Genomic DNA, 23448 nt, shown 5'->3' with positions numbered 1-23448 from the left:
AGGAGGAATTAGCTGACTAAAGTCAGATAATATGACTTACGATCCTGTCGCTCGTGTCCGTCGCTTCAACCGTGCCGTCACCTCCGAAGTCGGCGCTCTCGATACGTCTTTCCTCGGACGCGGCCGTCCGCTGGGTGCTGCCCGCGTCCTCAATTCAATCGGCCGGGGGCAATCGGATGTTGCGGTAATCCGCGATTATCTCGGTCTCGACTCCGGCTTGATGAGCCGTCTGCTGCGCAGTCTGGAAGAGGAGGGTCTGATCGAGACGCTACCGAACCCTCAGGACGCGCGTCGCCGCGTTGCCCGATTGACCGAAACCGGCCGTTCCGAGTTTCAGGCTTATGAAGCGCTTTCCAATGCGCAGGCGAAAACATTTCTGGCGCGCCATCGGCGCCCGGACGAACTGCTGCGCGCCATGGATATCGTTGCTTCCTCGCTGAGACGCGAGCAGATCTTGCTCGAGGAGAAAGATCCTCGGCACGAGGACGCCAGCTATTGTCTGAACGAATATTACGGCGAACTCGCACGCCGCTTCGAGAAGGGTTTCGATGTATCGCTTTCTCGCGATCCCGACGCCAAGGATATGATCCGTCCGCACGGTGCATTCCTGGTGGCCATGTCGGATGGCCTGCCGATCGGCTGTGTCGGGCTGAAGGGCAATGGCGGCGAGGTCGCGGAGATCAAAAGGCTCTGGGTCGCCCCGTCTGCGCGTGGTCTTGGGCTCGCAACGCGCCTTATGACGGCCGCCGAGAACATCGCCCGCGAGCTATCCATCAAGCTCCTGCGTCTGGATACGAATAGCGCGCTGCCCGAGGCAACGCAGCTTTATCGTGGAACCGGCTGGAGTGAGATCGACCGTTTCAATGACGATCCATACCCGGACACGTTCTTTGAGAAACGCCTTTAAGTGACGCTCGCATTGCGCTGCCCGAATTAGGGGAGGCGCCGCTGCCCGGCCCTTCGCATGGCTCAGGGCGTTCGGCCCTGCGATCGATTCACTGGATAGATCGCTCCTGCTTCGCAGGGCCGGGCCTCACTCCCTGCCAGTCAGGCGGCGAAGCGCTCCGCTATCGGGCGGCGGCGCAGGTTCGGCTGCGTTACCGCAGGCGGGTTATAGGCCGCCTCCAACGGGCCGGTGTCGGTGCCGGGCGGGACGACCGCGTCGATCCGGTCGAGGATTTCGTCCGTCAAACTCACCCCGGCGCCGGCAAGCAGATCGTCGAAGTGCTCCATCGTGCGCGGGCCGATGATGGCCGAGGTGACGGCGGGATGGGCGATGGTGAAGGCCATCGCCATGTGGGCCAGTGCAAGCCCTGCCTGTTGGGCGAGCGGGATGAGCCGTTCGACCGCGTCCAGCCGGCGCTCGTCGTTCATCTGCCTGGGGAAGCGTTTGGCGCGGGCGCTGTCGGGCTGCGGCGCGCCCTTGCGGTATTTGCCGGTGAGCATGCCCATCGCGAGCGGGCTCCACACCATCGCTCCCATTCCATAGCGCTCGCAGGCGGGCAGCACTTCGCGTTCGATGCTACGATTGAGGATCGAATAGGGTGGCTGCTCGGCGCGGAAACGTGCCAGCCCGCGGCGCTCGGAAACCCATTGCGCCTCGACGATTTCCGAGACGGGGAAGGTCGACGATCCCACGGCACGCACCTTGCCCGCCTGTATCAGGTCGGTGAGGGCCGATAGCGTCTCCTCGATGTCGGTATCGGGTGCCGGCCGGTGGATCAGGTAGAGATCGATATGGTCGGTCTGCAGGCGACGGAGCGAATCCTCGACTGCGCGGATCAGCCAGCGGCGCGAATTGCCCTGTCGGTTTGGGGCGTCGCCCATCGGCAGATGTGCCTTGGTGGCGAGCACGACGTCGTCGCGCCGGCCCTTGAGCGCCTTGCCGACGATCTCCTCGGATTCGCCGCGGCTGTAGATATCGGCGGTGTCGATGAAGTTTATACCGGCATCGAGAGCCTTGTGGATGATCCGGATCGAATCCTCGTGGTCAGGATTGCCGGCGGCGCCGAACATCATCGCGCCGAGGCAATAGGGGCTGACCTTGATGCCAGTTCTTCCAAGCGTGCGGTATTGCATGGTCTGTTCCTTTTATTGGGGAGGCGGACTTCGTGCGCATCGATGTGGCCAACACCGTCGCGCTGTGTTAATTTGCATAAACGGAACCGTATTCCGTTTATATACGGAACAATGTTCCGTTTTGCAAGCGGGTGAATGATGGGCGGCGACGAGAGCAAAGAGCAGGAAGACGGGCTGAAGCCCGGGGAAAGGGCGGACAGGCGCGTGCGCGCCGACGCCAAGCGAAATCTCGACGGGCTGCTTCAGGCGGCATTGACGGTGTTTGCGACCTCCGGTGTCGATGCCCCGGTGCGTGAGATCGCGGAAAAGGCCGGCGTCGGCATCGGCACCGTCTACCGGCATTTTCCCGAGCGTTCCGACCTCGTCGTCGCCGTCTTCCGCCGCGAAATCGACGCCTGTGCTGACGCTGCGCCGATCCTTGCCGCCAAACATGCGCCGGGCGAAGCGCTGGCCAAATGGATGCAGCGTTTCGCGGATTTCATCGCGGCCAAGCGCGGGCTTGCGGCGGCCCTGCACTCCGGCAACCCAGCCTTCGATGCCTTGCCCGCCTACTTCCAGCAGCGGCTGCAGCCGGCCCTTCGCTCGCTTCTCGACGCCGCCGCTGCCGCCGGCGAGGTCCGCACCGATATCGCCGCCGAGGATCTTTTGAATGCGGCCGCAAGCCTTAGCATGCACGCCTACGCCCAAGGGTCCGAACATGCCCGGCGCATGGTGTCCCTGCTGGTCGACGGGCTGCGCTACGGCGCTGTACAGCGGTGACGCCCCGACAATGAAACACGCCATTGCCCGGCCGGCACGCGCGCTCGGCCGGGCAACGAACTTGGCTTCAGGTCCGCATCGACAGCTCGATATCCTCTTCGAATGGCGTCGAGAGGTAGCCGGCTGCAGGCGAGCGTACGCGGGCAAGGTATTCCGGGCAGAGGTCGGCATTGTCGGCGATGATGAGGGCGCCACGCCTCAGGCGGTCTTCCACCAGTTCCAGAATATCGCGATAGAGCGCCTTGGCGCCATCGAGGAACAGCAGGTCGATCGTTTCCGGGAGGTCCGTGCTCAGGGTCTCAAGGGCATCGCCTTCGCGGATCTCGACGAGGTCGATGAGGCCGCCGGCCGTCAGGTTGGCGCGGGCGCGGACCAGCTTCGACGGCTCGAACTCGCTGGTGATCAGCCGACCGCCGCCATTGTCGCGCAGCGCGGCTGCGAGATGGAGGGTCGAGATGCCGAAGGATGTGCCGAATTCGACGATCGTTCGTGCGCGGCTGCTTCGCGTCAGCATGTAGAGCAGCACGCCGGCCTCCCTGGAGACGGGAAGCCAGAGATCCTTTAGGCGCCCGTAAAGGTCGAGATATTCGGTCTTGCTGCCGATCAGGCGCATTCGCTCATCACCTGATAAGCCTGACATTGCCGGGCTCGTCGCCGCAGCGGCTTCTTCGAATAGACCGTTGAGCAGGGGCGCCAGCGGGGCGGTGGTCAGTGTCGTCATGCAAAATCTCCTGGATGACCGCTTCTTGTGTGGGGCGAAAAATACGAGTAATTCGTCGCATCTGCTATTCGCATTGCGGAGCGCTGCCATGACCGATCGTCCAAGAGCCCGGATTTCCTCACGAAAACAGCCCAAACAGGCCCGATCGAGCGAGCTCGTGGCGGCGGTCCTGGATGCCGCTGCTCAGGTTTTGGCGCGGGAAGGCGCCCAGCGCTTCACCACGGCGCGGGTGGCCGAAAGGGCGGGCGTCAGCATCGGATCGCTCTACCAGTATTTCCCCAACAAGGCGGCGATCCTCTTCCGGCTGCAGAGTGACGAATGGCGGCAGACGACGGACATGCTCGGCGGCATCCTCGCCGATGCGCAAAGGCCGCCGCTCGAACGGCTGCGCCGCCTCGTCCATGCCTTCCTCCGCTCGGAGTGCGAGGAGGCGGCGATGCGCGTGGCGCTCCATGACGCAGCACCTCTTTATCGCGATGCACCGGAGGCGCAGGCGGCGAGGGCATCGGGCGACCGCATCGTCGAACTGTTCATGCAGGAAGTGCTGCCTTCTGCGCCGGAGGCGACACGGGTGCTCGCCGGCGACCTGATCACCACGACCCTCGGCACAGTGGGAAAGCAGTTCTCGGAGGCACCCCGGAGCGATGCGGAGATCGAAGCCTATGCCGACGCCATGGCCGATATGTTCTGTGCCTACCTCGAACAGCTTAGGGCTGGCCGGGACGGGGCATGATGTTCCGGCTGCGATCTGTTGGGCCTGGTGTTCCTGGATGCTGGTGTTCCGGGGCGGCGGCGCGAGGGAGCGGTAAGCGAAAGTGCTGCATCCCAGCGCCTGTCATCGCAGAATGCTATGGTGCTTAGATGGAGGGAGAGGGTTCTACTGGTGGTCCAGTTGCTTCGACAGCTCGGCAAAAAGCCCGTCGTGGTTAGTGTTCATCTGGACGAGATCGACGGCGACGGTGATGGCGTGGCGTCCTTCTATGCTGTCGATGTCGAGCTTCCTCTCGCAGCACCATTGCCGAACGGCATCGGTGACGATGGTTATTTCATCATCGTTGAGCGAGATGAGCGACAGGAGCATCTTCGTATCTTCCATGAAGCGGCAAGAGCACCTATGTCTCTCAAGCGGTCGCGTCGATGATCCGATGGCGTTTACTCTACGCTCATTCCGCAGCAATACCACGGCCATTTTGACACGGCTTGGTGACAGCCGAACGATCCCGACAGGCGGCCGTCAGGGCGGCACCTGCCAGGATTGCTTCGACTCGTTTATTTCGCCAGCACGATATGCGTGGCGTGTTCGGTTGCGACATGCTCGGCGACGCGGAAGCCGAGGGCCGGGAGGTCGATGCCTGTGAACATCGCCTCGCCCTTGCCGAGCACGACCGGCGAGACGGCGAAATGCAGTTCGTCGATCAGGCCGGCCTGCAGATATTGACGGACGGTGCTGACGCCGCCGCCGATTTTCACATCCTTGCCGCCGGCCGCAGTCTTCGCCTTGTCAAGCGCTTCCGCGACGCCGCCGGTGACGAAGTGAAACGTCGTGCCGCCCTCCATGACGATCGGTTCGCGGGGATAATGCGTCAGGATATAGGTCGGCGCGTGATAGGGCGGGTTCGGTCCCCACCAGCCCTTCCAGGCATCATCCGGCCAATCGCCGCGCATGGGGCCGAACATGTTGCGTCCGAGAATGAAGGCGCCGAAATTGGCCATGCCGCGGGCCGCATAACCCTCGTCGACGCCTTCAGAACCGCCGTCCTTTCCGATCATCGCGCGGAAGGTGCGGGTACGGAAAAACCATTCGAACATCTCCGTCCCCCGCTTGCCCAGCGGATCGGTCATGCTTTGCTCCGGCCCGGCGCCGAAACCATCCACGGAAAGGGAAAATGCTGCGACACGCACCTTGGACATGCTACTCTCCTCCATCTGATTGCGATTTGAAACTAGTTGCGTTGTTGCATAAGTGATCCTATATTGCAACCAGTTTTTCGAGGAGAGAATTGGTGGATATTGAACTGCGGTCGGGCTGCCCGATCAACCTGACGATGGAAGTGCTGGGCGACCGGTGGAGCCTCATCATCATCCGGGACATCATGTTTGGCAACCGCCGCCATTTCCGCGATCTTCTGACCCATTCGGAGGAGGGGATTGCCTCCAATATTCTGGCCGCCAGGCTGAAGCGTCTGCTCTCGCTCGGATTCATCAGCAGGCGGGACGATCCGAGCCACAGTCAGAAAGCGATCTACAGCCTCCTGGAGCCAGCGATTCAGCTCGTGCCGGTCTTTGCCATGATCGGCGCCTGGGGACGGCGGCATCTGCCTGTGAGCGAGGAGCTGAGCATCCGCGCACAGCTTCTCGAAGAAGGCGGACCGCCGCTTTGGGACGAGTTTATGGAGGATCTCCGGCAGATCCACATCGCCGACCCGATCGGCGGCGCCAACGGTACATGCACCTCACCGGTGCTGGTGAAGCTGACTGCGGCATTCCTCGAGGTTCGCGCGAGATCGTTGTCGCAGGCATCCTGATATCGAGGAAGGTCGGTCGGCTCGATCAGCCGCCGGCACCCTGGTATTTGCCGGTGGCGTACCGCCAGTAGGCGATTGATATCAAGACCCAGATCGGCCCGGCCACAAGAGACGCCGGCCCGGCCCAGTCCCCGAGGATCGGGATGGGTTTGCCTAGCAGGGCGCCGACAGGGACCGAGCTGGTGAGGGCCAGCGGAACCGCGGTGATGAGGATGGTCTGGATGCCGCCCGGAAAAATATTGAGCGGGTAGCGCGTCAATTCCCAAAAGCCGAAGAAGATCGAGAACAGGTGGTTGGACCGCACCCAGATCAGCGCTGTGGCGCCGATCATGGTGATGAGTGCCCCCGTCAGCAGCGTCGCGCTGATAAGCGCAGCAATTAAGAATGACGCGGACCAGACCGACCAGGTGAAGTCGACGGACAGAACTGCCCAAGCCATCAGCGCCACTGCGAGGATGACGTGGCCGGCATAGCCGATATTAAGGCCGGAAAAGACCAGATAGGCCCAGGGGCTGAAAGGCTTGACCAACAGCGTGTCGTAAGTGCCGAGCCGCACCAGTTCTTCGAGCTCGCGCAGCTGCACGAAGCTCATCGCAGCGCCGAGCGAATAAGCCAGCAGCTGGAAGCTGAACAGCAGCGCAAGCTCCGGCCAGGTCCAGCCGCCGAGCGTGTCGAAGCGGGCAAGCAGGATTCCGATGGTGGCGAAGACGCTGCCATAGGAAAGGATCTGCGCAAGGCGGTCGAGCCAGAAAGCGCCGCGATATTCCATCTTGGAGCGGACGTGCATCCGCACCAGCAGCGGAAGGACGCGCAGGTGGTGCATGAGCATGATCAACCTCCCTGCACCGTGATGCGGCCGGAGGCGCAGCGCCACAGCCAAAGGACGCCGGCCAGGAACAACGCGGCCCAGGCAAGGCCCAGGCCGAAATGGAGCCAGACATCGGCAGTGGAAAGCCTGCCGAGATAGACGGCATTGGGATAATAGACCACCCAGGCGAAGGGCAGGTGGCGGGCAATCGTGGCCAGCGGTTCGGGGAAGAACCAGAACGGTATCAGCAGGCCCGAGAACAATTGCAGCAGGGCGCCCAGGATCCAGTCCAGCGAGAAGCTCGTCATCAGCCAGAAGGCGACGAGGCCGAAGAGCGCCGACATCAGGAACAGCAGCGTAAAGGACAGCGCCCAGAAGGCGATGAACATCAGGCCATCGAACAGGCTTGCCGGCGGCAGCATGCCGTAAAACAACGCAGTAAAGGCGATGGTCGGAATGACCTGGGTCATCAGGCGATAACCGAAGCTGCCGCATTCGTTGGCGAAGAGATAGAGCGGATAGGACAAGGGCTTGAGCAGCCATACCGCGATATCGCCTGTCTTGAGCGACCGGCCGATTTCGCCGATGATCCTTTCAGGGCGGGTTGCGCCCATCACCGCGCCGCCGAGCAGGGCATAGGTCACCATCTGCTGCAGGGAAACGCCGTCGACCACGATGCCGCCGATGCCGGCATAGGCCGCCTGCCAGATGGCGACACGCGCGAAGACCTGCACGAGTTTGCCGAAGATATTGGCCCATACTTCGTTGCGGTAGGCGAGCTGCGAATGGAAGGAACTGCGCGCGAAGGCGAAATAGGCGCTCATGATGCCAGAGCCTTGGCATTGCGCCGCTGGTAGAAGGTACGGATGACCTCTTCGATGTCGGGCTCGTGCAGCGCCACATCCTTGAGGCCGCGCCCGTTGCCCACCTCCGACAGGATTGCGACCAGCGAGATGTCTTCACGCTCGATGAGATAGTTCTTGCGCAAGCCCTCGTCGCTGACGAGTGCAGCGGTACGCAACGGCAGCGGTCCAGGGTCGCTGGCAAATTCGAGTGTCAGTCGCCGAGCCGAGCCCAATGCCGCGCGCAGGCTTTTCAACTCACCGTCGAAGATGAGCCTGCTATGATCGACCATGATCAGCCGCGGGCAGATGGTCTCGATGTCTTGCAGATCATGGGTGGTGAGAATGATGGTGACGCCGCGCTCACGGTTGATCTCGGCGAGAAAACGCCGCACGGCATCCTTGGCGACCACATCAAGACCGATGGTCGGTTCGTCCAGAAAGAGGATCTTGGGATCGTGCAGCAGCGACATCACGATCTCGGCGCGCATGCGCTGGCCGAGGCTGAGTTGGCGCACTGCGCGGTCGAGAAAGGGCGTCAAGTCGAGCAACTCGCTGAAGCGTCGGAGATTATCCGCATAGCGGGCGGCGGGGATGTCGTAGATACGCTGGTGCAAGGTAAAACTGTCGACCAGCGGCAGGTCCCACCACAGCTGGCTGCGTTGGCCAAAAACGACGCCGATCTCGCGGGCATTGTCCATCCGCTTCAGATGTGGCGTCCGGCCGAGCACCGAGAGCGTGCCGTCGCTCGGCACCAGGATGCCGGTCATCATCTTGATCATCGTCGATTTGCCGGCGCCATTCGGGCCGAGATAGCCAACGGCTTCGCCTGCCGCGATGTCGAAACCGATGTCGGAAACGGCCAGGACTTCCGTATATTCGTTGGTCACCAACGTCTTCAGCGCGCCCATCAGGCCCGGAAATCTCTTGTGCTGCCGGAAGCGTTTGCTGACGCCCCGCGCCTCGATCAAAGCCGACATGTGTATTTCCTCAAGGGGTAATTCCAGCCGATTCGGCAGCAGCACCCAAGCTAACGCGGGGCTCGGTCAGTTCAAGCTAAAGTCGCTTTTGGGGCGCTACTCAATCGCGCCTAGCCTAGCCTTTTGCGTTGACAGCCATGATCAATCGATTCCTGTTAGGGTCATGAAGATTCTCGCAATATCCGGCAGCGCCCGGCGCAATTCCACCAATACCGCCATGCTGCAGGCTGTTCGCGCCGTTGCGCCAAATGAGATCGAGATTTCGATCTTCGACGGTGTGGGGCGGTTGCCGGTATTCTCGCCCGATCTCGAGGGAGAGCATCTGCCGGAGGCGGTGCGGGATCTCATCGATGTGATCGCTCAGAGTGACGGGGTGATCATTGCCAGCCCGGAATATGTCCGATCCATCCCGGGCGGCCTCAAGAACGCGATCGATTGGCTCGTGTCAGGAGAGCAGATCGTCCATAAGCCGATCGCCCTGCTGCACGCATCACATCGCGGCGACGACATGCTGGCGGGTCTTCGCACCGTTCTTGCGACCATTACCGACCGGTTCGCGGGCGATATTTTCCTCAGGCTTCCTTTGATGAAGCTGGAGCCGGCCGAGGTGTTCAACACCATTGAGGCAGCGGAGAACCGTTTCAAGGTGCAGGCCTATCTTCAGGCATTCTCGGCCTATTGCATGGCAGACAGTAAGACCGCCTGAGGGTTCGCTCGCTGCATCATCGGACGTCCATCAGCAGGCCGTTCTCGAATGCCGTCTTTTCGTGAAGCGTGTGCAGAATGACGAGTGGGGCTGCGAGCAGCGCGGCAAGGATGAAGGCGGAGAGAAAGTGTCTCGTCAGGAGACGGAGGATAGGTCGGTTCATCTTGATCTCCAGCTGCTGCGGATAGTCTTTGTGCTGGACCTCAACAATTGCAGCAGCATGACCGGCTGCCTTGCAAGCTCCGCAATGCTGCCGCAACCCTTGTGGCAGACAGAAGGGGTGAGCGAGACAATGGACGGGCGATGCGGATACTGCTGATAGAGGATGAGAGGGAGCTGGCCGAGGCGCTGTCGGCCGCACTCGGCAAACATGGGATCGTCACCGACCACACGATGCATCTGGCAGACGCCGTCGAGCTGACGCGGCAGAACCTCTACGATGCGATCCTGCTCGACCGGCGCCTGCCCGACGGCGAGGGGCTGAGCTTCATTCCGGAGCTCAGGCGGACGGGGAAAGATACGCCGATCATCGTGCTGACGGCGCTGAACGAACCGAAGGAGCGGATCGAAGGCCTCGACCTCGGGGCCGACGACTATCTCGGTAAGCCGTTCCTGGTGGAGGAGCTGATGGCGCGGCTCAGGGCCGTGCTGCGGCGATCGCCTGAACTGGCGGAACTCAAGATCACGGCCGGACGAATGGTGATCGACCCGCTGCATCTGAGCGTCACCGTCGATGCCGTGCCGCTGGACCTGCCCCGACGCGAACTTTTGGTGCTGGCCGCACTGGCTAGGCGCAACGAGAAGACCGTGCTGCGTTCGACGCTGGAGGCGGCGGTTTATAATTACGAGGAGGAAATCCAGTCGAATGCGCTCGACGCGCATATATCGCGGTTGCGCAAGCGGCTGATCGATGCCGGCGCCGGCGTAGCGATCCATAATATCCGCGGCGTCGGCTATCTCATGAAGGAAGAATGATGCGCGAGGCGACCAAGTCGAACCTTTCACTCTGGTGGACGCTCAGCTGGCAGCTCAGTATCGTTTTCGTGGCTGTTGTTGCGACTGTCATCATCGGGCTTTGCATTTACGCCACCAGCATCCTCTCACCCAATGAAGGAATGCAGGTTCAGCTGACTGCAGCCCTCGAGGAAGCTCTTACGCGTGACTCGCGGGGCAGGATCGTCATAGCTGATAGCCCGCGTCTCAGGTCGTTCAAGGCTGAGAACAACAGGCTCTGGTTTTTCGTCGCAACACCCAGTGGAGAAACGGCCTCCTATGGCGTAATACCGGCGCCCTATGCGGACCTAGCCCGGTACGTTTACCTCATCAAAGACGCCGACATACGAGGGGCGTCTGGTACGACCGAGGTCGCCTCCATCGACCGTGTCGACACGGCAGAAGGCGAGTACAGAGTGATGTACGGCGGAAACGCCAGCAGAAGCTCCGCATTTCTGGCAATACTCGGCAAAACCTACCTCATTTACACACCACTTTTGGCCATCGCTTTGCCCGGGGTTTTTCTAACGATCCCCCGCGTCGTAGCGCGCGCTTTGGCCGGCGTGAAGGATATAGCGAGCAAGGCATCGGAAATCGAACCCCGCCGGCAAGGAGCCCGATTGCCGGTGGATGGTATTCCCACGGAAATCGCACCATTGGTGATTGCTTTTAACGGAACGCTTGAGCGGCTTGAGAACGAGTTTAAGAAACGTCAGCGCTTCCTGCTCGACGCGGCGCATGAGCTCCGGACCCCGATCGCCATCATGCAGACGCGGATCGACGGCATGCCAGACGGGCGCGAGCGGCAGCGGCTGCTCGATGACGTGGCGCGGCTTGGGCAGGCGGCCGAGCAACTGCTCGATTTCGAGCGCAACGATCAGGCGGCTGACCTCGACGAACCGGTCGATCTCGTCGAGATCGCCCGAATGACGGTTGCCGATCTCGCGCCGCTGGCGATTGTCGCCGGCTACCAAATTTCGTTTCAAAGCGAGGTCGAGAGGCTCGAACGCAAAGGCAGCCCGTCGGCGCTACCGAGGGCGGTGAGCAACCTCGTACGCAATGCCATCGACCACGGAGGCAACAGCGGTATGATCGCGGTTTCTGTGTCGGGTTCACCTTCCGGCGGCGAGCGGATCACGGTCACCGACGAAGGGCCGGGCATTCCGGCTGAACACCGGGAGTTGGTTTTCGAGCCCTTCTATCGCGTCACCCCGAAGAGCAAGGGCGCCGGTCTCGGCCTCAGCCTCGTCAAGCAGATCGTCGCAAATCATGGCGGCGAGGTTAGCATCGAGAGCAGTGCTGCAGGGACGCGGGTGACGATCGAACTCGTATAAAGGTCGGGCCTGCTTGAGCAGTATCCGCCCCCCGAGCCTTTCCTGGTTCTGATCAGGAAAGGCTCTGGATCTGTAATGTTGCGGCAATTGTCGACCGCCACTTTCGCCCGACACTAGAGCGCCGCGCGTCCGACAGGACGCGCCAAGGACGCTCTAGCGTTTTAAACCTGCGCATAATCCTTTCCGAAAATCGATCTCGATTTTCGGGGTTATGCGCTATCGGCGACGGAGGCCAGACAGCGTGCGCAGCAATCCATTTCCATTTTCCCTCCCCGTGGCGTCGAGAGGCTTGTCCCTCGCTCTGCCGGTGGCGCTCGCCATGGCCGCGGCCGGGTGCAGCTCGGTGCCGCTAAAGGAGGCCGGCACGCTCTCCTCCTACGGCAATCTCGGCGCGCCGAAGGGCAAGCTGTCGAAATCGCGCGTCTATGTCGATGGGACGCGCCTTAGTCCGGCAAAGACGGTCAGCATCGTGCCGACGACCTTCGCTTTCAACGCCGCGACCCGCGTCAAATCGAACGCCGACCGCGTGATGGTGGCGAACGCTCTGGACCGGGCGCTCTGCATTTCGCTCAGTGACAAATACCAGCTGGTCTCTGCCGGCCAGCCGGCAGATCTGACTATCCGCTCGGTCGTCACCGACATTGTGCCGACCAACAAGGCGATGGCGGGCGTTTCGACCGTCGTGACCGTCGGCACCGGTTTCGTACTGCCCGTCAGCGTGCCCCGGCTGCCGGCCGGCCTTGGCGGACTGGCGGTCGAGGCGGAGGCCGTCGACAGCGGTGGTGTGCAGCGGGCGGCAATCGTCTGGTCGCGCGGGGCAAACTCGCTGCAGAACAACCCCCGCGTTTCCGAAGTCGGCGATGCCTATAGCCTGGCTTCGAAATTCAGCAGCGAGTTTTCCCGCATGCTGATCAAGGGCAAGGAGCCTAAGGGATTGGATATCTCGCTGCCCTCAGGGCATCGGATGAAATCCTGGCTCGGCGGCAAACCGAAATACGCCGCCTGCGACGCCTTCGGCCGGCCGCCCGGACTGATGGGCGCCGTGGCCGCCAAATACGGCGCGCCGCCGCAGTGGACCGAGAAGAAGCCGAAACCGGCCGCGACCTATTGAGAGACAATACGCAGCGACGCCGCGAGCTGCTGCGCGACCAGCACTCAGCCCCACCCCAGGCTGACGGGACGGACGGAGCAAGGGCGGGCAAGGCCCGTGCTCCGTCCGTCTGAAAATCCGTCGGCTGCACGTCAGCCGGCGATTCCGGGCCTCAGCCAGAAATACAGTTTGATCTGATCGGGCCTGTCGGAGAGGTGCGGGCCGCGCATGAACAATTCGCCGCCATTGCGCTCGATCACGCCCCGCGAGGCATCGTTATCCTCGTTGCAGAGGATGACGAGGCGGTCGAGGCCTTCCTTCGATGCCAGTGCCAACAGCAGTCTCAACGCAGCGGTCGCGTGGCCGTTGCGCTGTTTCCACGGCACGACGGAATACCCGACATGACCCGACACCTCGGGCGGCAGCTCCTCTATGCCCGCTTGAAAACGCAGGCTGATGCTGCCGCAGAATTCGCCGTCCCAGATCCAGAACAGACGGGTGGTGAGAGGCGGCGATCCGGACCCGGCGTGCGGTTTGCCATCACGAATGAGATCGTCGGGGAACTTCGCCCGGTCCTGGCGCAGCCGCTGAAGTTCACCGCGAACATAGGTTTCGTCGCCTGCGCGGCGCGGATCGGGAGACCAGCCGGCGGCGAGCGCCGCTTCGAAGCCCGACAGGTTTTCCATATCCGGCGGCAGCAGGATGACGGGCCCGGCGGGCTTTGTTGTCTCTCCGGATGTCATTCCGCACCTAAAGCACGTCGCGATCTTTTAGATTCGCTCCTGACGCATCTTTCTATCCAACGCATGTCGTTATCGCAAAACGGCTGCGCACTATTGCGCGACATGCTTTAGGTTGGTGTCGCCCAACTGAGCGAGTCGACCATGACCGCGCAGACCAGCACGGCCGACCGGCGATCGGAAGCCGTGTAGCGGGCTTCCGATCATCAAAAAAGCCCCGCATCTTCATGCGAGGCTTGCTCTGATGCGTGGGCCGGATTACCGGCACTGGCGGCGCGGGCCATAATTCGGCTGATAGGTATTGTCGTAGGCGCGGTATGACCGATAGCGGCTATAGCAGTATTCAGCATGCGAAGAACCATAGGCACGTGCGCGCGGCTGCGAAGCAATGATGCCGCCGAGGAGGGCGCCTGCTGCCAGGCCGCCGATGATGGCGCCGTTATTGTCATATCGGTTATCATATCGGCGATACCGGCGATCGTGACGGCGATCCCAGCCATAACGGTCGTCGCGGTCGTAGCGGCGATCGCGGTAGCTGCGGCGGTCGCGGTCTCGATCGTTGTCGCGGTCGCGGTTGCGGTAGGATCTGCGGTTATCGCCGTTGCCCGAGCAGACGATGGAGTAAGGGTTGCAGGCGACTGTCATGATCCGGGCATCGATACTTTGAGGCGCCGGCTGGGCCGATTGCATCGGGCTCGCCACGAAGGCCGGGGCCGCCGAGGCCGGCATTCCCGAGAAGGCCGTCGCTATCGACAGGGCAATGATGCCGAATTTGTTCATTTCACTCACCTTGGGTCAACGGATGTATTGGGGGATAACGCGGGGGAAGGGAATAGGTTTCATTTTGGGATCGGGAGGGATTATGTATGTGCGTATCTGCTAACGTACCGTGCTTTCATACATATAGAGCTGGTCGATAGGGGGCAAGGCGATTTGCTGGACGGCGTGACAGTCTACGGTGTCCCCGGGAGAGCCGCGTAACGGGCATTCGGGTATCAAAAAGCCCCGCATCTTCATGCGAGGCTTGCTCCAATGGAACGGGCCGGCTAGCGGCACTGGCGGCGTGGGCCGTAGTTCGGCTGGTAGGTATTGTCATAGGCGCGATAGGACCGATAACGGCTATAGCAATACTCCGCATGCGAACCAGAACTGTAGGCACGCGTGCGCGGCTGCGAAGCGATGATACCGCCGAGGAGGGCGCCGGCCGCCAGACCGCCGATAATGGCACCGGTATTGTCATGGCGGCGATACCGGCGATCATAGCGACGATCCCAGCCATAACGGTCGTCGCGCTCGTAATTCCGGTCACGATAGTGATTGCGGTTGCGATACCACCTGCGATTATTGCCGAACTGACCCGGGCAGTTCGTGAAGTTATTGCAGCCGACGGTCGTGATGCGGGCATCGGTGCTTTGAGACGTCGGCTGCGCCGATTGCACCGGGCTCGGCACAAAAGCCAGGCCTGCCGAGGCGGGCATTCCGGAGAAGGCCGTCGCTATCGACAGGGCAATGATGGCGATTCTGTTCATTTCACTCACCTTGGGTAAACGGATGTATCGAGGGGGTAACGCGGGGGAAGGGAATAGGTTTCATTTTGGGATGGAATGAGGCAAGGTATGTGCGCGATCACTAACGTAGGTAATAATAGGCCAAGGCGACAGGCCACCGGTCCTTCCGTCCGCAGTCGGTTCAACCCCAGACGCCGCCGCGTCGAGACTGGCCTGCCCGATCAGGTGGGAGCCGTGGGCTCGTGAGCCTTTCGACCAAGTCGTCACTGGGCGCTCCACCGTCATCTATCACACCAAAGCTGTCCGGAAGGCATGCACCCAATCCCGCGATGGTGGCGGATGAGGGCAGGCTTGACGCCAAGGGAAATGGAGAAGCTGCAGATAACTTGACGTCTCGCGCTATCAGGCTCACCTTCCGCCGGCCAGCAACCGAAGCTGGCTTTCGTCATGCACACCCTGGCGGTAAAGCTCGATGATGAGGGCGCCCAGACGGTCGGCCTCCTTGCTCGATCTGTCGATCTTTAGCCCGCTACAGAGAGCTTCGTGGACACGCCTGCACACATCGAGGTCCTCGGAGGCGAGCGGTTCGTCACGCGTGCTGAACAGCTTGTCTGACATCGCAATCTGCCCTTTTTTGGATGCCGTGAATCGCTTTCGTGAAAAAAGATAATTTCGCGATCTTTGCTCTGCAAGATGGGCGAAGGTCCGAAATTCAAAAACAATTCGGGGCACGCACGGGAAGATGCGAGTGAGGGCGGCAGGGCATGGATATGAGACCGATAGGCTTGTCGACCGGATAGTGTGGGCGTGAGATCTACTTGGTTGCGGGGCCTTTGGCGTCTTGCTGCGACAGGCGCAGCTCTTTCAGCCGCTTGGTTTTTTCGAGGCGGGCCCGCTGCTCCGCCTCGATGGTTTCCTTGGCGGCGCGCTCGGTGTTTTCGAAACGATCCTGCCGGTAAGCCTTTGATGAGGGTTCACGTTCTCTTTTCATGGCCGCTAAACGCAAATCGACGAAAACGGTTTCATGGGAAAATGAGTCTCTGGCCGTCAATCGATCGACGTGGCCAGAACGCCGGCGTGCAGGATGGCAAGCCATCGTGGCAACCGGGCGACTCATCGGCGCCCGGCAACATCACGGATCAGCCTTTGATGAAGGCGAGGATGTCGGGGTTTATGATGTCGGCATGGGTGGTGCACATGCCGTGCGGGAATTTCTCGTAGACCTTCAGCGTGGCGTTCTGCAGGAGCTTGGATGAGAGCAGGGCCGAGTCGGCGATCGGCACGATCTGGTCGTCGTCGCCGTGCATGACGAAGGTCGGCACGGTGATGATCTTCAGGTCTTCGGTGAAGTCAGTTTCCGAAAAGGCCTTGATGCCATCGTAATGCGCCTTGGCGCCGCCGATCATGCCCTGGCGCCACCAATTGTTGATGACCGGTTCCAGGACCTTCGCGCCCGGCCGGTTGAAGCTGTAGAACGGGCCGGCCGGCAGATCGCGATAGAATTGCGAGCGGTTGGCGGCGAGCTGCTTGCGCAGGTCGTCGAAGACTTCGATCGGCAGGCCGCCGGGATTGGCATCCGTTTTCACCATGAGGGGCGGCACGGCGCCGATGATCACCAGCTTTGCGACGCGGCCCTGCGGCTGGCCGTGCCGGGCGACATAATGGGTCGCTTCGCCGCCGCCGGTGGAGTGGCCGACATGGACGGTGTTCCTGAGATCGAGATGCTCGACGACGGCTGCGGCATCGGCGGCGTAGTGATCCATGTCGTGACCGTCGCCCACCTGGGTCGAGCGGCCGTGGCCGCGCCGATCATGGGCGACGACCCGGTAGCCCTTCTCAAGGAAGAACAGCATCTGGGCATCCCAGTCGTCGGAGCAGAGCGGCCAGCCGTGATGAAACATGATCGGCTGAGCGCTCTTCGGCCCCCAATCCTTGTAGAAGATTTCGACGCCGTCCTTGGTGGTAACCGTGCTCATCTTTTGGCTCCGTTGGTTGGGGTTGGTTGGATTAATGCGGTCAGAAGTTTGCGCTGTTGCCTGCAGAATTGACAAGGCCACGAGCGCCGTTGGGCCGGAGGCTAGGGGCAAGAAGGTCGCGCCTGATCAACCCGAATATATTGATGTGCTTATTGAGTTCATCTTTCTATTCTATTGATATGACAGAAGTTTGTATGTCTACGCGAGATGGGTATGGCACCCGCCCATTTCGCATGACGCGCGGGGGCCCGGGTGATCCTCGCCTGGCTGCTTTGCGCTGCGAACATTGTTTTAATCCACTGTATCTCGGCTGTCGGCCACCTCAGGCTAGTTCGTCACGGGCGAGACGAACGTCTGCAATGAGCCATTTTTTTATTATTCGTTCAATATATCCGTCCGGGTAGTTCAATATATCTGTCCGGGGTAGGTGTGTTCCCATTCTGCCGCCGCGTGCATGCCGCTGCTGGCGCTCACTTGAACGCGGTTCATCGCCCAACCATCTAATCCTCATACAACAGCGCCATGGCGGACCGTCGCAACCGCGACGGCTTCGCCGGCGGCGGGACGGCCGTTATTGCCGCCTGAGGATCAAATCATGGGTTACATGGATAAGGACATAGCGCCTCAGAATGATGGGGCGCTGATTGATGCCTATTCGCAATCGATCGCAGCAGCAGTCGATACGGTCGGGCCAGCAGTCAGCCGGATCGAGAGGGTGGGAGGCCGGCAGGGGCACGGGTCCGGCTTCGCGGTCTCGCCTGATGGCCTGATCATCACCAACAACCATGTCGTTGACGATGCCAAGGTCGTTCGCATCACCACGCCTGACGGTTTCGTTACCGAGGGCCGCGTGCTTGGCCGGGATGTGGATACCGATATCGCCCTCATTCGCGCCAATACAAGCACCGGCGCCTGGGCGAAGCTCGGAGATTCCCAGCGTCTGCGCAGGGGCCATATCGCGATCGCGATCGGAAACCCGCTCGGCTTCGAATGGACGGTTACGGCCGGTATCGTCTCGGCGCTCGGCCGGTCGATGCGGGCGGCCAGCGGCCGGCCGATGGAAGATGTCATCCAGACCGATGCGGCGCTCAATCCCGGCAACTCGGGCGGGCCACTGGTGTCTTCGGGCGGGGAGGTCATTGGCGTCAACACCGCCGTCATCCAGGGCGCGCAGAGCATCGCCTTTGCCGTGGCGTCGAATACGGCCAATTTCGTGGTTTCGGAGATTCTTCGCTATGGCCAGGTCAGGCGCGCCTTCATCGGCATAGCAGGCGATACGATCGTGCTGCCGCGCCGGGTGGCGCTTGCCGCAGGCACGGTGCAGACGACCTCGGTTCGCATCCGGCGCGTCGAAGCCGACGGGCCGGCGGCAAAGGGAGGGCTGCAGGAGGGCGATTATATTCTCGCCATCGATGGCAGCCCGGTCGGCGGCGTCGATGATATCGTCCGATTGATGGATGGCAGCAGGATCGGCAGGGATACGGAAATCCTGGTGTTCTCGGTGGCGGGCCGGATCGAGAAGAAGATCTTGCTGCCGATGGCGCGGTCCTGACGCCGCGCTTCGGCGCCGTGACAAGACGTCACTTACGTCAGGCGCTGACCGCCTCCTGCTCGGTCCCCGAAAAATCCACTGCCGCAAAGGCTGCCGCCAATACCTCCGGCCCGGCGCCGCTTTTCGCCGCGTCGGTCGAGAGGATCTGGCGGTAGCGGCGGGCGCCCGGCAGGCCGGTGAAGAGGCCGACCATGTGGCGGGCCACGTGCTGTAGCCGGCCGCCGCTGGCGATGTGGCGTTCGGCATAGGTCATCATCCGGTCACGCAACGCCTCCCAGTCCGGCGCGCTCGCCGGCGCGCCGAAGAAGCGCTGGTCGATGTCGGCAAGGATCGCGGCATTCTGATAGGCGGCGCGGCCGAGCATGACGCCGTCGACATGGTCGAGGTGGGCTGCGGCTTCGTCGAGCGTGGGGATGCCGCCGTTGATGCCGATGAAGACGTCGGGCCAGCGCTGCTTCATCCGGTAGACGATCTCGTAGTCGAGCGGTGGGATCTCGCGGTTCTCTTTGGGGCTCAGGCCCTTCAGCCATGCCTTGCGGGCATGGATCCAGATCGCGTCGGCGCCGGCATCGAGAACGCGGCTGATCAACTCGGGCAGCGCCCGTTCCGGGTCCTGCTCGTCGACGCCGATCCGGCATTTCACCGTCACCGGCGCGGTCGCGACTGCCTTCATCGCAGCGACGCATGCGGCCACCGTCTCCGGCGTCAGCATCAGGCAGGCGCCGAAGGTGCCCGACTGCACGCGGTCGGAAGGGCAGCCGACATTGAGGTTGATCTCATCGTAACCGTAGGGCTCGGCGATCTTCACCGCCTCGGCAAGCTTTGCCGGCTCCGATCCGCCGAGCTGCAGCGCCAGCGGGTGCTCGGCGGCGTCATGACCAAGCAGCCGATCGCGCGGGCCGTGGATGATCGCATCGGCCACCACCATCTCGGTATAGAGCAGCGCCTCGCGGCTGATCTGGCGGTGGAAATAGCGGCAATGCCGATCCGTCCAGTCGATCATCGGGGCGACCGCAAATATCGGCCTCTTCTGCGTCATCGACGTTCCACTGTTCCTTGTTACCGCGCCGCAGTGCGGTGCCCCCGCCGCAGGGGCGGGCATCTATAAAGGGCGCATATAACACTTGCCAATGTGATCGACAAATGACCGCCGATCACCACAAACAGAAACGGCGCCCCTTGCGGAGCGCCGTTCATGCCGCCGAAGCGATGTCTGACTTACGAAGCCGAGATGTTGACAGCCTTCGGGCCCTTGCCCATGCGGTCCGGCTCGGTGTCGAAGGTAACCTGCTGGCCTTCGCGCAGCGACTGGATGCCAGAAGCCTGCAGCGCAGAGATATGGACGAAAACGTCCTTTGCGCCGCCGTCCGGCGTGATGAAACCAAAACCCTTGTCCTGGTTGAAGAATTTTACGGTGCCCTTGGTGGCCATTGGGATCGTCCTTTTCCCTTAGTCTGTGTAGTATCCGCGCCCCCGAGAGGAAGCGGACGGCTTTAGCTTTCGCCCCGATCGATTGGGACGAAGGGTCAGTCGGAGAAGTCACGTACGGGGAAAGAACGTCTACGTAGGCGGGTAGTCCCGCGCCGCCTTCCAAACGGAAGGGATTACCACATCAGTCCAGTCACCGGCATGCAAATGCCCGAGTAAGTCAATTCGTGCCAGCATTTCGGGCAAAAAGCAAGCGGGATTATTGTGCCATGCCCGCATCGATGTCGGGAAATGCCGAAGATTCAGATACTTGACGATGGGTTAACGGATTCTTGCACGGCTGTGCCATATCGGGATTCCGTGCCGAAACGGGATGAGCGGCAGATTCGATAGCCGGGCAGGTTTTTTGTTCGTGGGCGGGGCGGCAGGCACGCCGATCAGTCTCATGGTGAGGGTGAGGAGCGGAGCAATCGATCCAGTGAATTGATTGCCCGTGACAAACGCAGGGTCGCCTCGACCGGGAGGGCGGGTGGCTGGGCTGCCAGCCTACTGCGCATCCCCCAGCAACCCGCTCAGGCTCCAGGGATTATCCCCCTTCTGATTGGCGATGTCGTCGACCTTCCAGCCGCCGTGTTCGCGTACCAGCGTATAGAAGAGCGTCACCTCTTCGCCGTTTTCGAACTCCACCTCCACCTCGGCCTTGTCATCCAGCAGGATCGGCTGGCCGATCCTGACGTCGCTGGCGGTGCCATCCTGGCCAGCGATGACGGGATCGAAGTCGATCGCACCGACATCGCCCTCTGCCGTGTTGTCGAGATCGGTCTGGAGGAGCTTGTTCAGGTGGTCGGAGAAGAAGGCGGAATAGGGCGAGGGCGCCTCGGCGTCGCTGTTGTCGGTGTCGTAGCTATAGAGCGCCTTGAGCAGCGCCTTCGGCGTCTTGTAGGTCGCTGCCGATGCAGGCAAGGCTGCGAGCGCCGAGACGACGAGGGCGAGGATGAATGTGGGCAGGCGCATGCGGGCTCTCCTCGGATCGGCAGGAGTTATAGCCGAATTGGGTGCGGAGGTGGAGCGGCAATTTGGACCGGACGGTCAGCCCGAACTCCGTCTTCTCCCCACTGGGGAGAAGAGATTCGTGGCGGCGCCTTGTTCCGAGCAGCTCTGCGTCGCAGGCAATCCAGCCGTGGCCTAGATCAATACCTCATGCGACACCGCAAACGACGGCTCGAAGACGTCCTTCACGGCAAGCGTGAAATCGTGGCTGGTGACGTTTCCGGCCGCGTCGTAGGCTTCGGCGGTAAAGGTCAGGCTGTGGGTGCTTTCGTAGTCGATCGCAGCCTTTGTCTGGATCTTGTTGCCGACCAGCTTGAAGATGCCATCAGCATCGTCCGTCAGCCGCCATTTCACGGCGCCGCCTTCCGGATCGACCGCCGTCAGCAGGCCGACCGAGGTGCCGATCGCGATATTCTCGGAGACCGAGCTGCGCGAGAAGGCGAGATTGATCGGCGCCTTGTTGACAGGGGCTTCGTTGACGTCGAGGACGTTGATCGTGATGTCCTTCTGGACGGTGACCTTGCCGTCGGAGACGGCGACCCTAATCGTGTGCGACGTCGTCGTCTCGTAGTCCAAGGCCTTCGAGGTGACGATGCGATTGCCCTTCAGCCGGAAATGATCGTCGGCACTGTCGAGCAGCGTGTAGGTGAGGGCGTCGCCGTCGGCGTCGCGCGCACTGAGCAGGCCGACCGTGGTCCAGATCGGCGTGTCTTCGGAGACCGCAGTTTTCGAAAGCTGAATATTGGTCGGCGCTTTATTGGCGGGCGTGAAGGTTTCCGTAGCGAAATCATAGACGCCATCGGCAAAACGGGCAGATTCGACGTCGATCAACGTATCCTTGCCTTCCAGGGCGCTGGTCAGGACATGGCTGCCATTGTCGATCGCGAAGGAATAGCTGGCGAAATCGCCGGAGAAAACTGCCATGTCGAGGCCCGCGCCGCCGTCGAAAATGTCGTTGCCGCGGGTGCTCGTAAACTCGTCGTCTCCGCCGCCGGTCTTGACGTCAATGCCAGAGACATCGCCGACAATAACAGCACCGAGATCCCCCAGTTCGTCGGAAAGATCGAGGTGGGCGCCGTCCGTTAATGACAACAAGACGGCATAGTTGTCGGTGGAATTGTTCGCGAAGACGATCTTGTCGAAGCTTTCGAACTGGGCGGACGAACCGGCGATCACGTAGCCATATGTTTCAAAGATTTCAACGTTCCTGATCGCGAGGCCCGTTATAGTAGGAGCACGCAGGATATCAATCCCGGTACCGCCATCAATCGCTCCGGACAGCACGCCACCGGATGTCTGCACGATTATGGCGTCGTTACCCTCGCCCGCATCGATGTCTAAGACTTCCGGGTAAACGCCGAAAGATTCACCATCGAAGATCGAATCGTCGCCTGCTCCACCCTTGATGACATCCTGCCCGAAGCCGCCGTTGATTTGGTCGTTACCGTCACCGCCGGTCAGCGCGTCATCTCCACCATAGCCATTCAGGACGTCGTCACCGGCGCGGGCGTCGAAAATATCGTTGCCGTCGGTTCCCTCTAATTGGTCATTGCCCCCACCTGTCGTCACGTCGATACTGGGAACCGCCGCATAGATGTGGACTCCGCCGGTGGTTAATTTGCCGGAAAGATCGGCGTGCGCGCTGTCCGATAACCTCAAGACGATATCAGAATAGCCATTCTGCTGGATGATCTTGTCGAAGCTTTCAAACTGCGCGGCCGATCCGGTAACACCGAGGTCCCCAGACTCGAGGATCTCGAAATTCTTGATCGTCAGATCAGTCAAAAAGCTGGCTTGCAGGATGTCGGTGCCGTCACCACCGTCAATGATTCCGGATACGCTGACGTTCATACTGTTTGATAAACTCACGGTGTCATTGCCAACGCCCGCGTCAATGTCGAAGTTCTCAGCGAAAGTCGAAAAATAAAAACCATCCTCAATCGTGTCGTCGCCTGCGCCACCACGGATGATATCATCTCCAAGGCGGCCAAAGAGTAGGTCGCTACCCTCGCCACCAAAAAGGTCGTCATTTCCATCGCCACCGTCGATCAAATCGTCTCCGGCTCCACCACTCAGAGTGTCTGCGCCGGCACGACCGGAAATGGCGTCGTTGCCGCCGCCTGTTGTGATCGTATTGGCATCGTCCGAGCCGAACACGTCCGCCGAGACCGAACCCAACTCGTCAGCAAGGTCTGCCGTGCTGGAGTCGGAGACTGACAGAGTGATCCTTGCGAGGGGACTAGTGGCGGAGTAGCGGATGACGTCATACGCTTCGAATTCAGCGCCAGTCTTGGTAACAGGCCCGCCGTACACGTTCAGAATATTCAAAGTCATATTTTAACTTTCCAGAAGATGCA

General features: G+C 61.4%; 27 protein-coding genes. 9 read left to right on the top strand and 18 right to left on the bottom strand.

Translation table 11 applies throughout. The features are described 5' to 3' along the window. Positions 1-31: 31 nt before the first annotated feature. Positions 32-907 (top strand): bifunctional helix-turn-helix transcriptional regulator/GNAT family N-acetyltransferase, encoded by an 876-nt coding sequence (locus AC245Y_RS13210; protein WP_012757985.1) that lies wholly within the window; start codon positions 32-34, stop codon positions 905-907. A gap of 140 nt (positions 908-1047) precedes the next feature. Here the strand turns inward: AC245Y_RS13210 and AC245Y_RS13205 are convergent, their stop codons facing one another. After that, positions 1048-2079, bottom strand: coding sequence for an aldo/keto reductase (locus tag AC245Y_RS13205; RefSeq protein WP_017994476.1), 1032 nt, complete (start codon positions 2077-2079; stop codon positions 1048-1050). 138 nt (positions 2080-2217) lie between these two features. Here AC245Y_RS13205 and AC245Y_RS13200 point away from each other — a divergent pair, with 138 nt between their 5' ends. After that, positions 2218-2838: a TetR/AcrR family transcriptional regulator gene (locus tag AC245Y_RS13200; protein ID WP_017994475.1), complete on the top strand. Its 621-nt coding sequence runs from the start codon at positions 2218-2220 to the stop codon at positions 2836-2838. A 67-nt stretch (positions 2839-2905) separates the two neighbouring features. Here AC245Y_RS13200 and AC245Y_RS13195 read toward each other — a convergent pair whose 3' ends face one another. Further along, positions 2906-3559, bottom strand: a complete 654-nt coding sequence (locus AC245Y_RS13195; RefSeq protein WP_017994474.1) for an O-methyltransferase — start codon at positions 3557-3559, stop codon at positions 2906-2908. 88 nt (positions 3560-3647) lie between these two features. On the opposite strand from AC245Y_RS13195, the gene AC245Y_RS13190 reads away from it, so the two are divergent. Continuing rightward, a complete protein-coding gene (locus AC245Y_RS13190) occupies positions 3648-4292 on the top strand; it encodes a TetR/AcrR family transcriptional regulator (protein WP_017994473.1) in 645 nt (214 codons plus the stop codon). Positions 4293-4436: 144 nt separating this feature from the next. Here the strand turns inward: AC245Y_RS13190 and AC245Y_RS13185 are convergent, their stop codons facing one another. Next, on the bottom strand, positions 4437-4640 hold the full coding sequence (locus AC245Y_RS13185; RefSeq protein ID WP_026157402.1) for a hypothetical protein: 204 nt from the start codon (positions 4638-4640) through the stop codon (positions 4437-4439). Between the two features lie 188 nt (positions 4641-4828). Then, a complete protein-coding gene (locus AC245Y_RS13180) occupies positions 4829-5470 on the bottom strand; it encodes a dihydrofolate reductase family protein (RefSeq protein ID WP_017994471.1) in 642 nt (213 codons plus the stop codon). 92 nt (positions 5471-5562) lie between these two features. On the opposite strand from AC245Y_RS13180, the gene AC245Y_RS13175 reads away from it, so the two are divergent. Then, entirely contained in the window at positions 5563-6084 is a 522-nt protein-coding gene (locus tag AC245Y_RS13175; protein ID WP_017994470.1) for a winged helix-turn-helix transcriptional regulator, read from the top strand. 25 nt (positions 6085-6109) lie between these two features. Here the strand turns inward: AC245Y_RS13175 and AC245Y_RS13170 are convergent, their stop codons facing one another. The 3 genes from AC245Y_RS13170 to AC245Y_RS13160 are packed head-to-tail and all read right to left on the bottom strand — an operon-like array spanning position 6110 to position 8714. Continuing rightward, positions 6110-6913 carry an ABC transporter permease gene (locus AC245Y_RS13170; RefSeq protein ID WP_026157401.1) on the bottom strand — a complete coding sequence of 268 codons (804 nt, stop codon included), beginning with the start codon at positions 6911-6913 and terminating at the stop codon, positions 6110-6112. Positions 6914-6915: 2 nt separating this feature from the next. Next, a complete protein-coding gene (locus tag AC245Y_RS13165; RefSeq protein WP_012757976.1) occupies positions 6916-7716 on the bottom strand; it encodes an ABC transporter permease in 801 nt (266 codons plus the stop codon). After that, entirely contained in the window at positions 7713-8714 is a 1002-nt protein-coding gene (locus AC245Y_RS13160; RefSeq protein WP_017994468.1) for an ABC transporter ATP-binding protein, read from the bottom strand. The genes AC245Y_RS13165 and AC245Y_RS13160 overlap by 4 nt, the downstream gene beginning before the upstream one ends. A 163-nt stretch (positions 8715-8877) precedes the next feature. On the opposite strand from AC245Y_RS13160, the gene AC245Y_RS13155 reads away from it, so the two are divergent. Next, positions 8878-9420: an NADPH-dependent FMN reductase gene (locus AC245Y_RS13155; RefSeq protein ID WP_017994467.1), complete on the top strand. Its 543-nt coding sequence runs from the start codon at positions 8878-8880 to the stop codon at positions 9418-9420. A 16-nt stretch (positions 9421-9436) separates the two neighbouring features. Here AC245Y_RS13155 and AC245Y_RS13150 read toward each other — a convergent pair whose 3' ends face one another. Beyond that, entirely contained in the window at positions 9437-9583 is a 147-nt protein-coding gene (locus tag AC245Y_RS13150; RefSeq protein ID WP_017994466.1) for a hypothetical protein, read from the bottom strand. A gap of 140 nt (positions 9584-9723) precedes the next feature. On the opposite strand from AC245Y_RS13150, the gene AC245Y_RS13145 reads away from it, so the two are divergent. The 3 genes from AC245Y_RS13145 (at position 9724) to AC245Y_RS13135 (ending at position 12858) form a co-directional block, all read left to right on the top strand. Continuing rightward, on the top strand, positions 9724-10395 hold the full coding sequence (locus AC245Y_RS13145; RefSeq protein WP_017994465.1) for a response regulator transcription factor: 672 nt from the start codon (positions 9724-9726) through the stop codon (positions 10393-10395). Continuing rightward, positions 10395-11747, top strand: a complete 1353-nt coding sequence (locus AC245Y_RS13140) for a sensor histidine kinase (protein WP_017994464.1) — start codon at positions 10395-10397, stop codon at positions 11745-11747. The genes AC245Y_RS13145 and AC245Y_RS13140 overlap by 1 nt, the downstream gene beginning before the upstream one ends. A gap of 211 nt (positions 11748-11958) precedes the next feature. Next, positions 11959-12858 (top strand): DUF3313 domain-containing protein, encoded by a 900-nt coding sequence (locus AC245Y_RS13135; protein ID WP_017994463.1) that lies wholly within the window; start codon positions 11959-11961, stop codon positions 12856-12858. Positions 12859-12989: 131 nt separating this feature from the next. Here AC245Y_RS13135 and AC245Y_RS13130 read toward each other — a convergent pair whose 3' ends face one another. The 6 genes from AC245Y_RS13130 to AC245Y_RS13105 form a co-directional block, all read right to left on the bottom strand. Beyond that, positions 12990-13580 (bottom strand): GNAT family N-acetyltransferase, encoded by a 591-nt coding sequence (locus AC245Y_RS13130; RefSeq protein ID WP_017994462.1) that lies wholly within the window; start codon positions 13578-13580, stop codon positions 12990-12992. A gap of 255 nt (positions 13581-13835) precedes the next feature. Beyond that, the gene (locus tag AC245Y_RS13125) at positions 13836-14357 is read right to left on the bottom strand and encodes a BA14K family protein (RefSeq protein ID WP_012757968.1); all 522 of its coding nucleotides are present in this window, start codon (positions 14355-14357) and stop codon (positions 13836-13838) included. Between the two features lie 266 nt (positions 14358-14623). Next, positions 14624-15106 (bottom strand): BA14K family protein, encoded by a 483-nt coding sequence (locus AC245Y_RS13120; RefSeq protein ID WP_017994461.1) that lies wholly within the window; start codon positions 15104-15106, stop codon positions 14624-14626. A gap of 387 nt (positions 15107-15493) precedes the next feature. Then, the gene (locus AC245Y_RS13115) at positions 15494-15703 is read right to left on the bottom strand and encodes a hypothetical protein (protein WP_017994460.1); all 210 of its coding nucleotides are present in this window, start codon (positions 15701-15703) and stop codon (positions 15494-15496) included. Between the two features lie 196 nt (positions 15704-15899). Then, a complete protein-coding gene (locus AC245Y_RS13110; RefSeq protein WP_020486993.1) occupies positions 15900-16181 on the bottom strand; it encodes a hypothetical protein in 282 nt (93 codons plus the stop codon). A 43-nt stretch (positions 16182-16224) separates the two neighbouring features. Next, entirely contained in the window at positions 16225-17061 is an 837-nt protein-coding gene (locus AC245Y_RS13105; protein ID WP_017994458.1) for an alpha/beta fold hydrolase, read from the bottom strand. 595 nt (positions 17062-17656) lie between these two features. Here AC245Y_RS13105 and AC245Y_RS13100 point away from each other — a divergent pair. Beyond that, positions 17657-18613, top strand: coding sequence for a S1C family serine protease (locus AC245Y_RS13100; protein ID WP_017994457.1), 957 nt, complete (start codon positions 17657-17659; stop codon positions 18611-18613). Between the two features lie 37 nt (positions 18614-18650). Here AC245Y_RS13100 and dusA read toward each other — a convergent pair whose 3' ends face one another. The 4 genes from dusA to AC245Y_RS13080 form a co-directional block, all read right to left on the bottom strand. Continuing rightward, positions 18651-19652 (bottom strand): tRNA dihydrouridine(20/20a) synthase DusA, encoded by a 1002-nt coding sequence (gene dusA, locus AC245Y_RS13095; RefSeq protein WP_017994456.1) that lies wholly within the window; start codon positions 19650-19652, stop codon positions 18651-18653. 179 nt (positions 19653-19831) lie between these two features. After that, a complete protein-coding gene (locus AC245Y_RS13090) occupies positions 19832-20044 on the bottom strand; it encodes a cold-shock protein (RefSeq protein ID WP_003540801.1) in 213 nt (70 codons plus the stop codon). Positions 20045-20587: 543 nt separating this feature from the next. Beyond that, entirely contained in the window at positions 20588-21055 is a 468-nt protein-coding gene (locus tag AC245Y_RS13085; protein WP_017994455.1) for a DUF3828 domain-containing protein, read from the bottom strand. Between the two features lie 171 nt (positions 21056-21226). Then, entirely contained in the window at positions 21227-23425 is a 2199-nt protein-coding gene (locus AC245Y_RS13080) for a metal-binding protein (protein ID WP_017994453.1), read from the bottom strand. Between the last annotated feature and the right edge of the window lie 23 nt (positions 23426-23448).

It is taken from the genome of Rhizobium sp. SRDI943 (assembly GCF_057653695.1).
The sequence above is the reverse complement of the archived record's forward strand: the minus strand, read 5'-3'. Positions and strand labels throughout refer to the sequence as shown.

Bases quoted from the DNA above. Each gene is read 5' to 3' on its own strand.
- AC245Y_RS13210 (WP_012757985.1), top strand. From the start codon at position 32: ATGACTTACGATCCTGTCGCTCGTGTCCGTCGCTTCAACCGTGCCGTC.
- AC245Y_RS13205 (WP_017994476.1), bottom strand. From the start codon at position 2,079: ATGCAATACCGCACGCTTGGAAGAACTGGCATCAAGGTCAGCCCCTAT.
- AC245Y_RS13200 (WP_017994475.1), top strand. From the start codon at position 2,218: ATGGGCGGCGACGAGAGCAAAGAGCAGGAAGACGGGCTGAAGCCCGGG.
- AC245Y_RS13195 (WP_017994474.1), bottom strand. From the start codon at position 3,559: ATGACGACACTGACCACCGCCCCGCTGGCGCCCCTGCTCAACGGTCTA.
- AC245Y_RS13190 (WP_017994473.1), top strand. From the start codon at position 3,648: ATGACCGATCGTCCAAGAGCCCGGATTTCCTCACGAAAACAGCCCAAA.
- AC245Y_RS13185 (WP_026157402.1), bottom strand. From the start codon at position 4,640: ATGCTCCTGTCGCTCATCTCGCTCAACGATGATGAAATAACCATCGTC.
- AC245Y_RS13180 (WP_017994471.1), bottom strand. From the start codon at position 5,470: ATGTCCAAGGTGCGTGTCGCAGCATTTTCCCTTTCCGTGGATGGTTTC.
- AC245Y_RS13170 (WP_026157401.1), bottom strand. From the start codon at position 6,913: ATGCTCATGCACCACCTGCGCGTCCTTCCGCTGCTGGTGCGGATGCAC.
- AC245Y_RS13165 (WP_012757976.1), bottom strand. From the start codon at position 7,716: ATGAGCGCCTATTTCGCCTTCGCGCGCAGTTCCTTCCATTCGCAGCTC.
- AC245Y_RS13160 (WP_017994468.1), bottom strand. From the start codon at position 8,714: ATGTCGGCTTTGATCGAGGCGCGGGGCGTCAGCAAACGCTTCCGGCAG.
- AC245Y_RS13155 (WP_017994467.1), top strand. From the start codon at position 8,878: ATGAAGATTCTCGCAATATCCGGCAGCGCCCGGCGCAATTCCACCAAT.
- AC245Y_RS13150 (WP_017994466.1), bottom strand. From the start codon at position 9,583: ATGAACCGACCTATCCTCCGTCTCCTGACGAGACACTTTCTCTCCGCC.
- AC245Y_RS13145 (WP_017994465.1), top strand. From the start codon at position 9,724: ATGCGGATACTGCTGATAGAGGATGAGAGGGAGCTGGCCGAGGCGCTG.
- AC245Y_RS13140 (WP_017994464.1), top strand. From the start codon at position 10,395: ATGCGCGAGGCGACCAAGTCGAACCTTTCACTCTGGTGGACGCTCAGC.
- AC245Y_RS13135 (WP_017994463.1), top strand. From the start codon at position 11,959: ATGCGCTATCGGCGACGGAGGCCAGACAGCGTGCGCAGCAATCCATTT.
- AC245Y_RS13130 (WP_017994462.1), bottom strand. From the start codon at position 13,580: ATGACATCCGGAGAGACAACAAAGCCCGCCGGGCCCGTCATCCTGCTG.
- AC245Y_RS13125 (WP_012757968.1), bottom strand. From the start codon at position 14,357: ATGAACAAATTCGGCATCATTGCCCTGTCGATAGCGACGGCCTTCTCG.
- AC245Y_RS13120 (WP_017994461.1), bottom strand. From the start codon at position 15,106: ATGAACAGAATCGCCATCATTGCCCTGTCGATAGCGACGGCCTTCTCC.
- AC245Y_RS13115 (WP_017994460.1), bottom strand. From the start codon at position 15,703: ATGTCAGACAAGCTGTTCAGCACGCGTGACGAACCGCTCGCCTCCGAG.
- AC245Y_RS13110 (WP_020486993.1), bottom strand. From the start codon at position 16,181: ATGGCTTGCCATCCTGCACGCCGGCGTTCTGGCCACGTCGATCGATTG.
- AC245Y_RS13105 (WP_017994458.1), bottom strand. From the start codon at position 17,061: ATGAGCACGGTTACCACCAAGGACGGCGTCGAAATCTTCTACAAGGAT.
- AC245Y_RS13100 (WP_017994457.1), top strand. From the start codon at position 17,657: ATGGGTTACATGGATAAGGACATAGCGCCTCAGAATGATGGGGCGCTG.
- dusA (WP_017994456.1), bottom strand. From the start codon at position 19,652: ATGACGCAGAAGAGGCCGATATTTGCGGTCGCCCCGATGATCGACTGG.
- AC245Y_RS13090 (WP_003540801.1), bottom strand. From the start codon at position 20,044: ATGGCCACCAAGGGCACCGTAAAATTCTTCAACCAGGACAAGGGTTTT.
- AC245Y_RS13085 (WP_017994455.1), bottom strand. From the start codon at position 21,055: ATGCGCCTGCCCACATTCATCCTCGCCCTCGTCGTCTCGGCGCTCGCA.
- AC245Y_RS13080 (WP_017994453.1), bottom strand. From the start codon at position 23,425: ATGACTTTGAATATTCTGAACGTGTACGGCGGGCCTGTTACCAAGACT.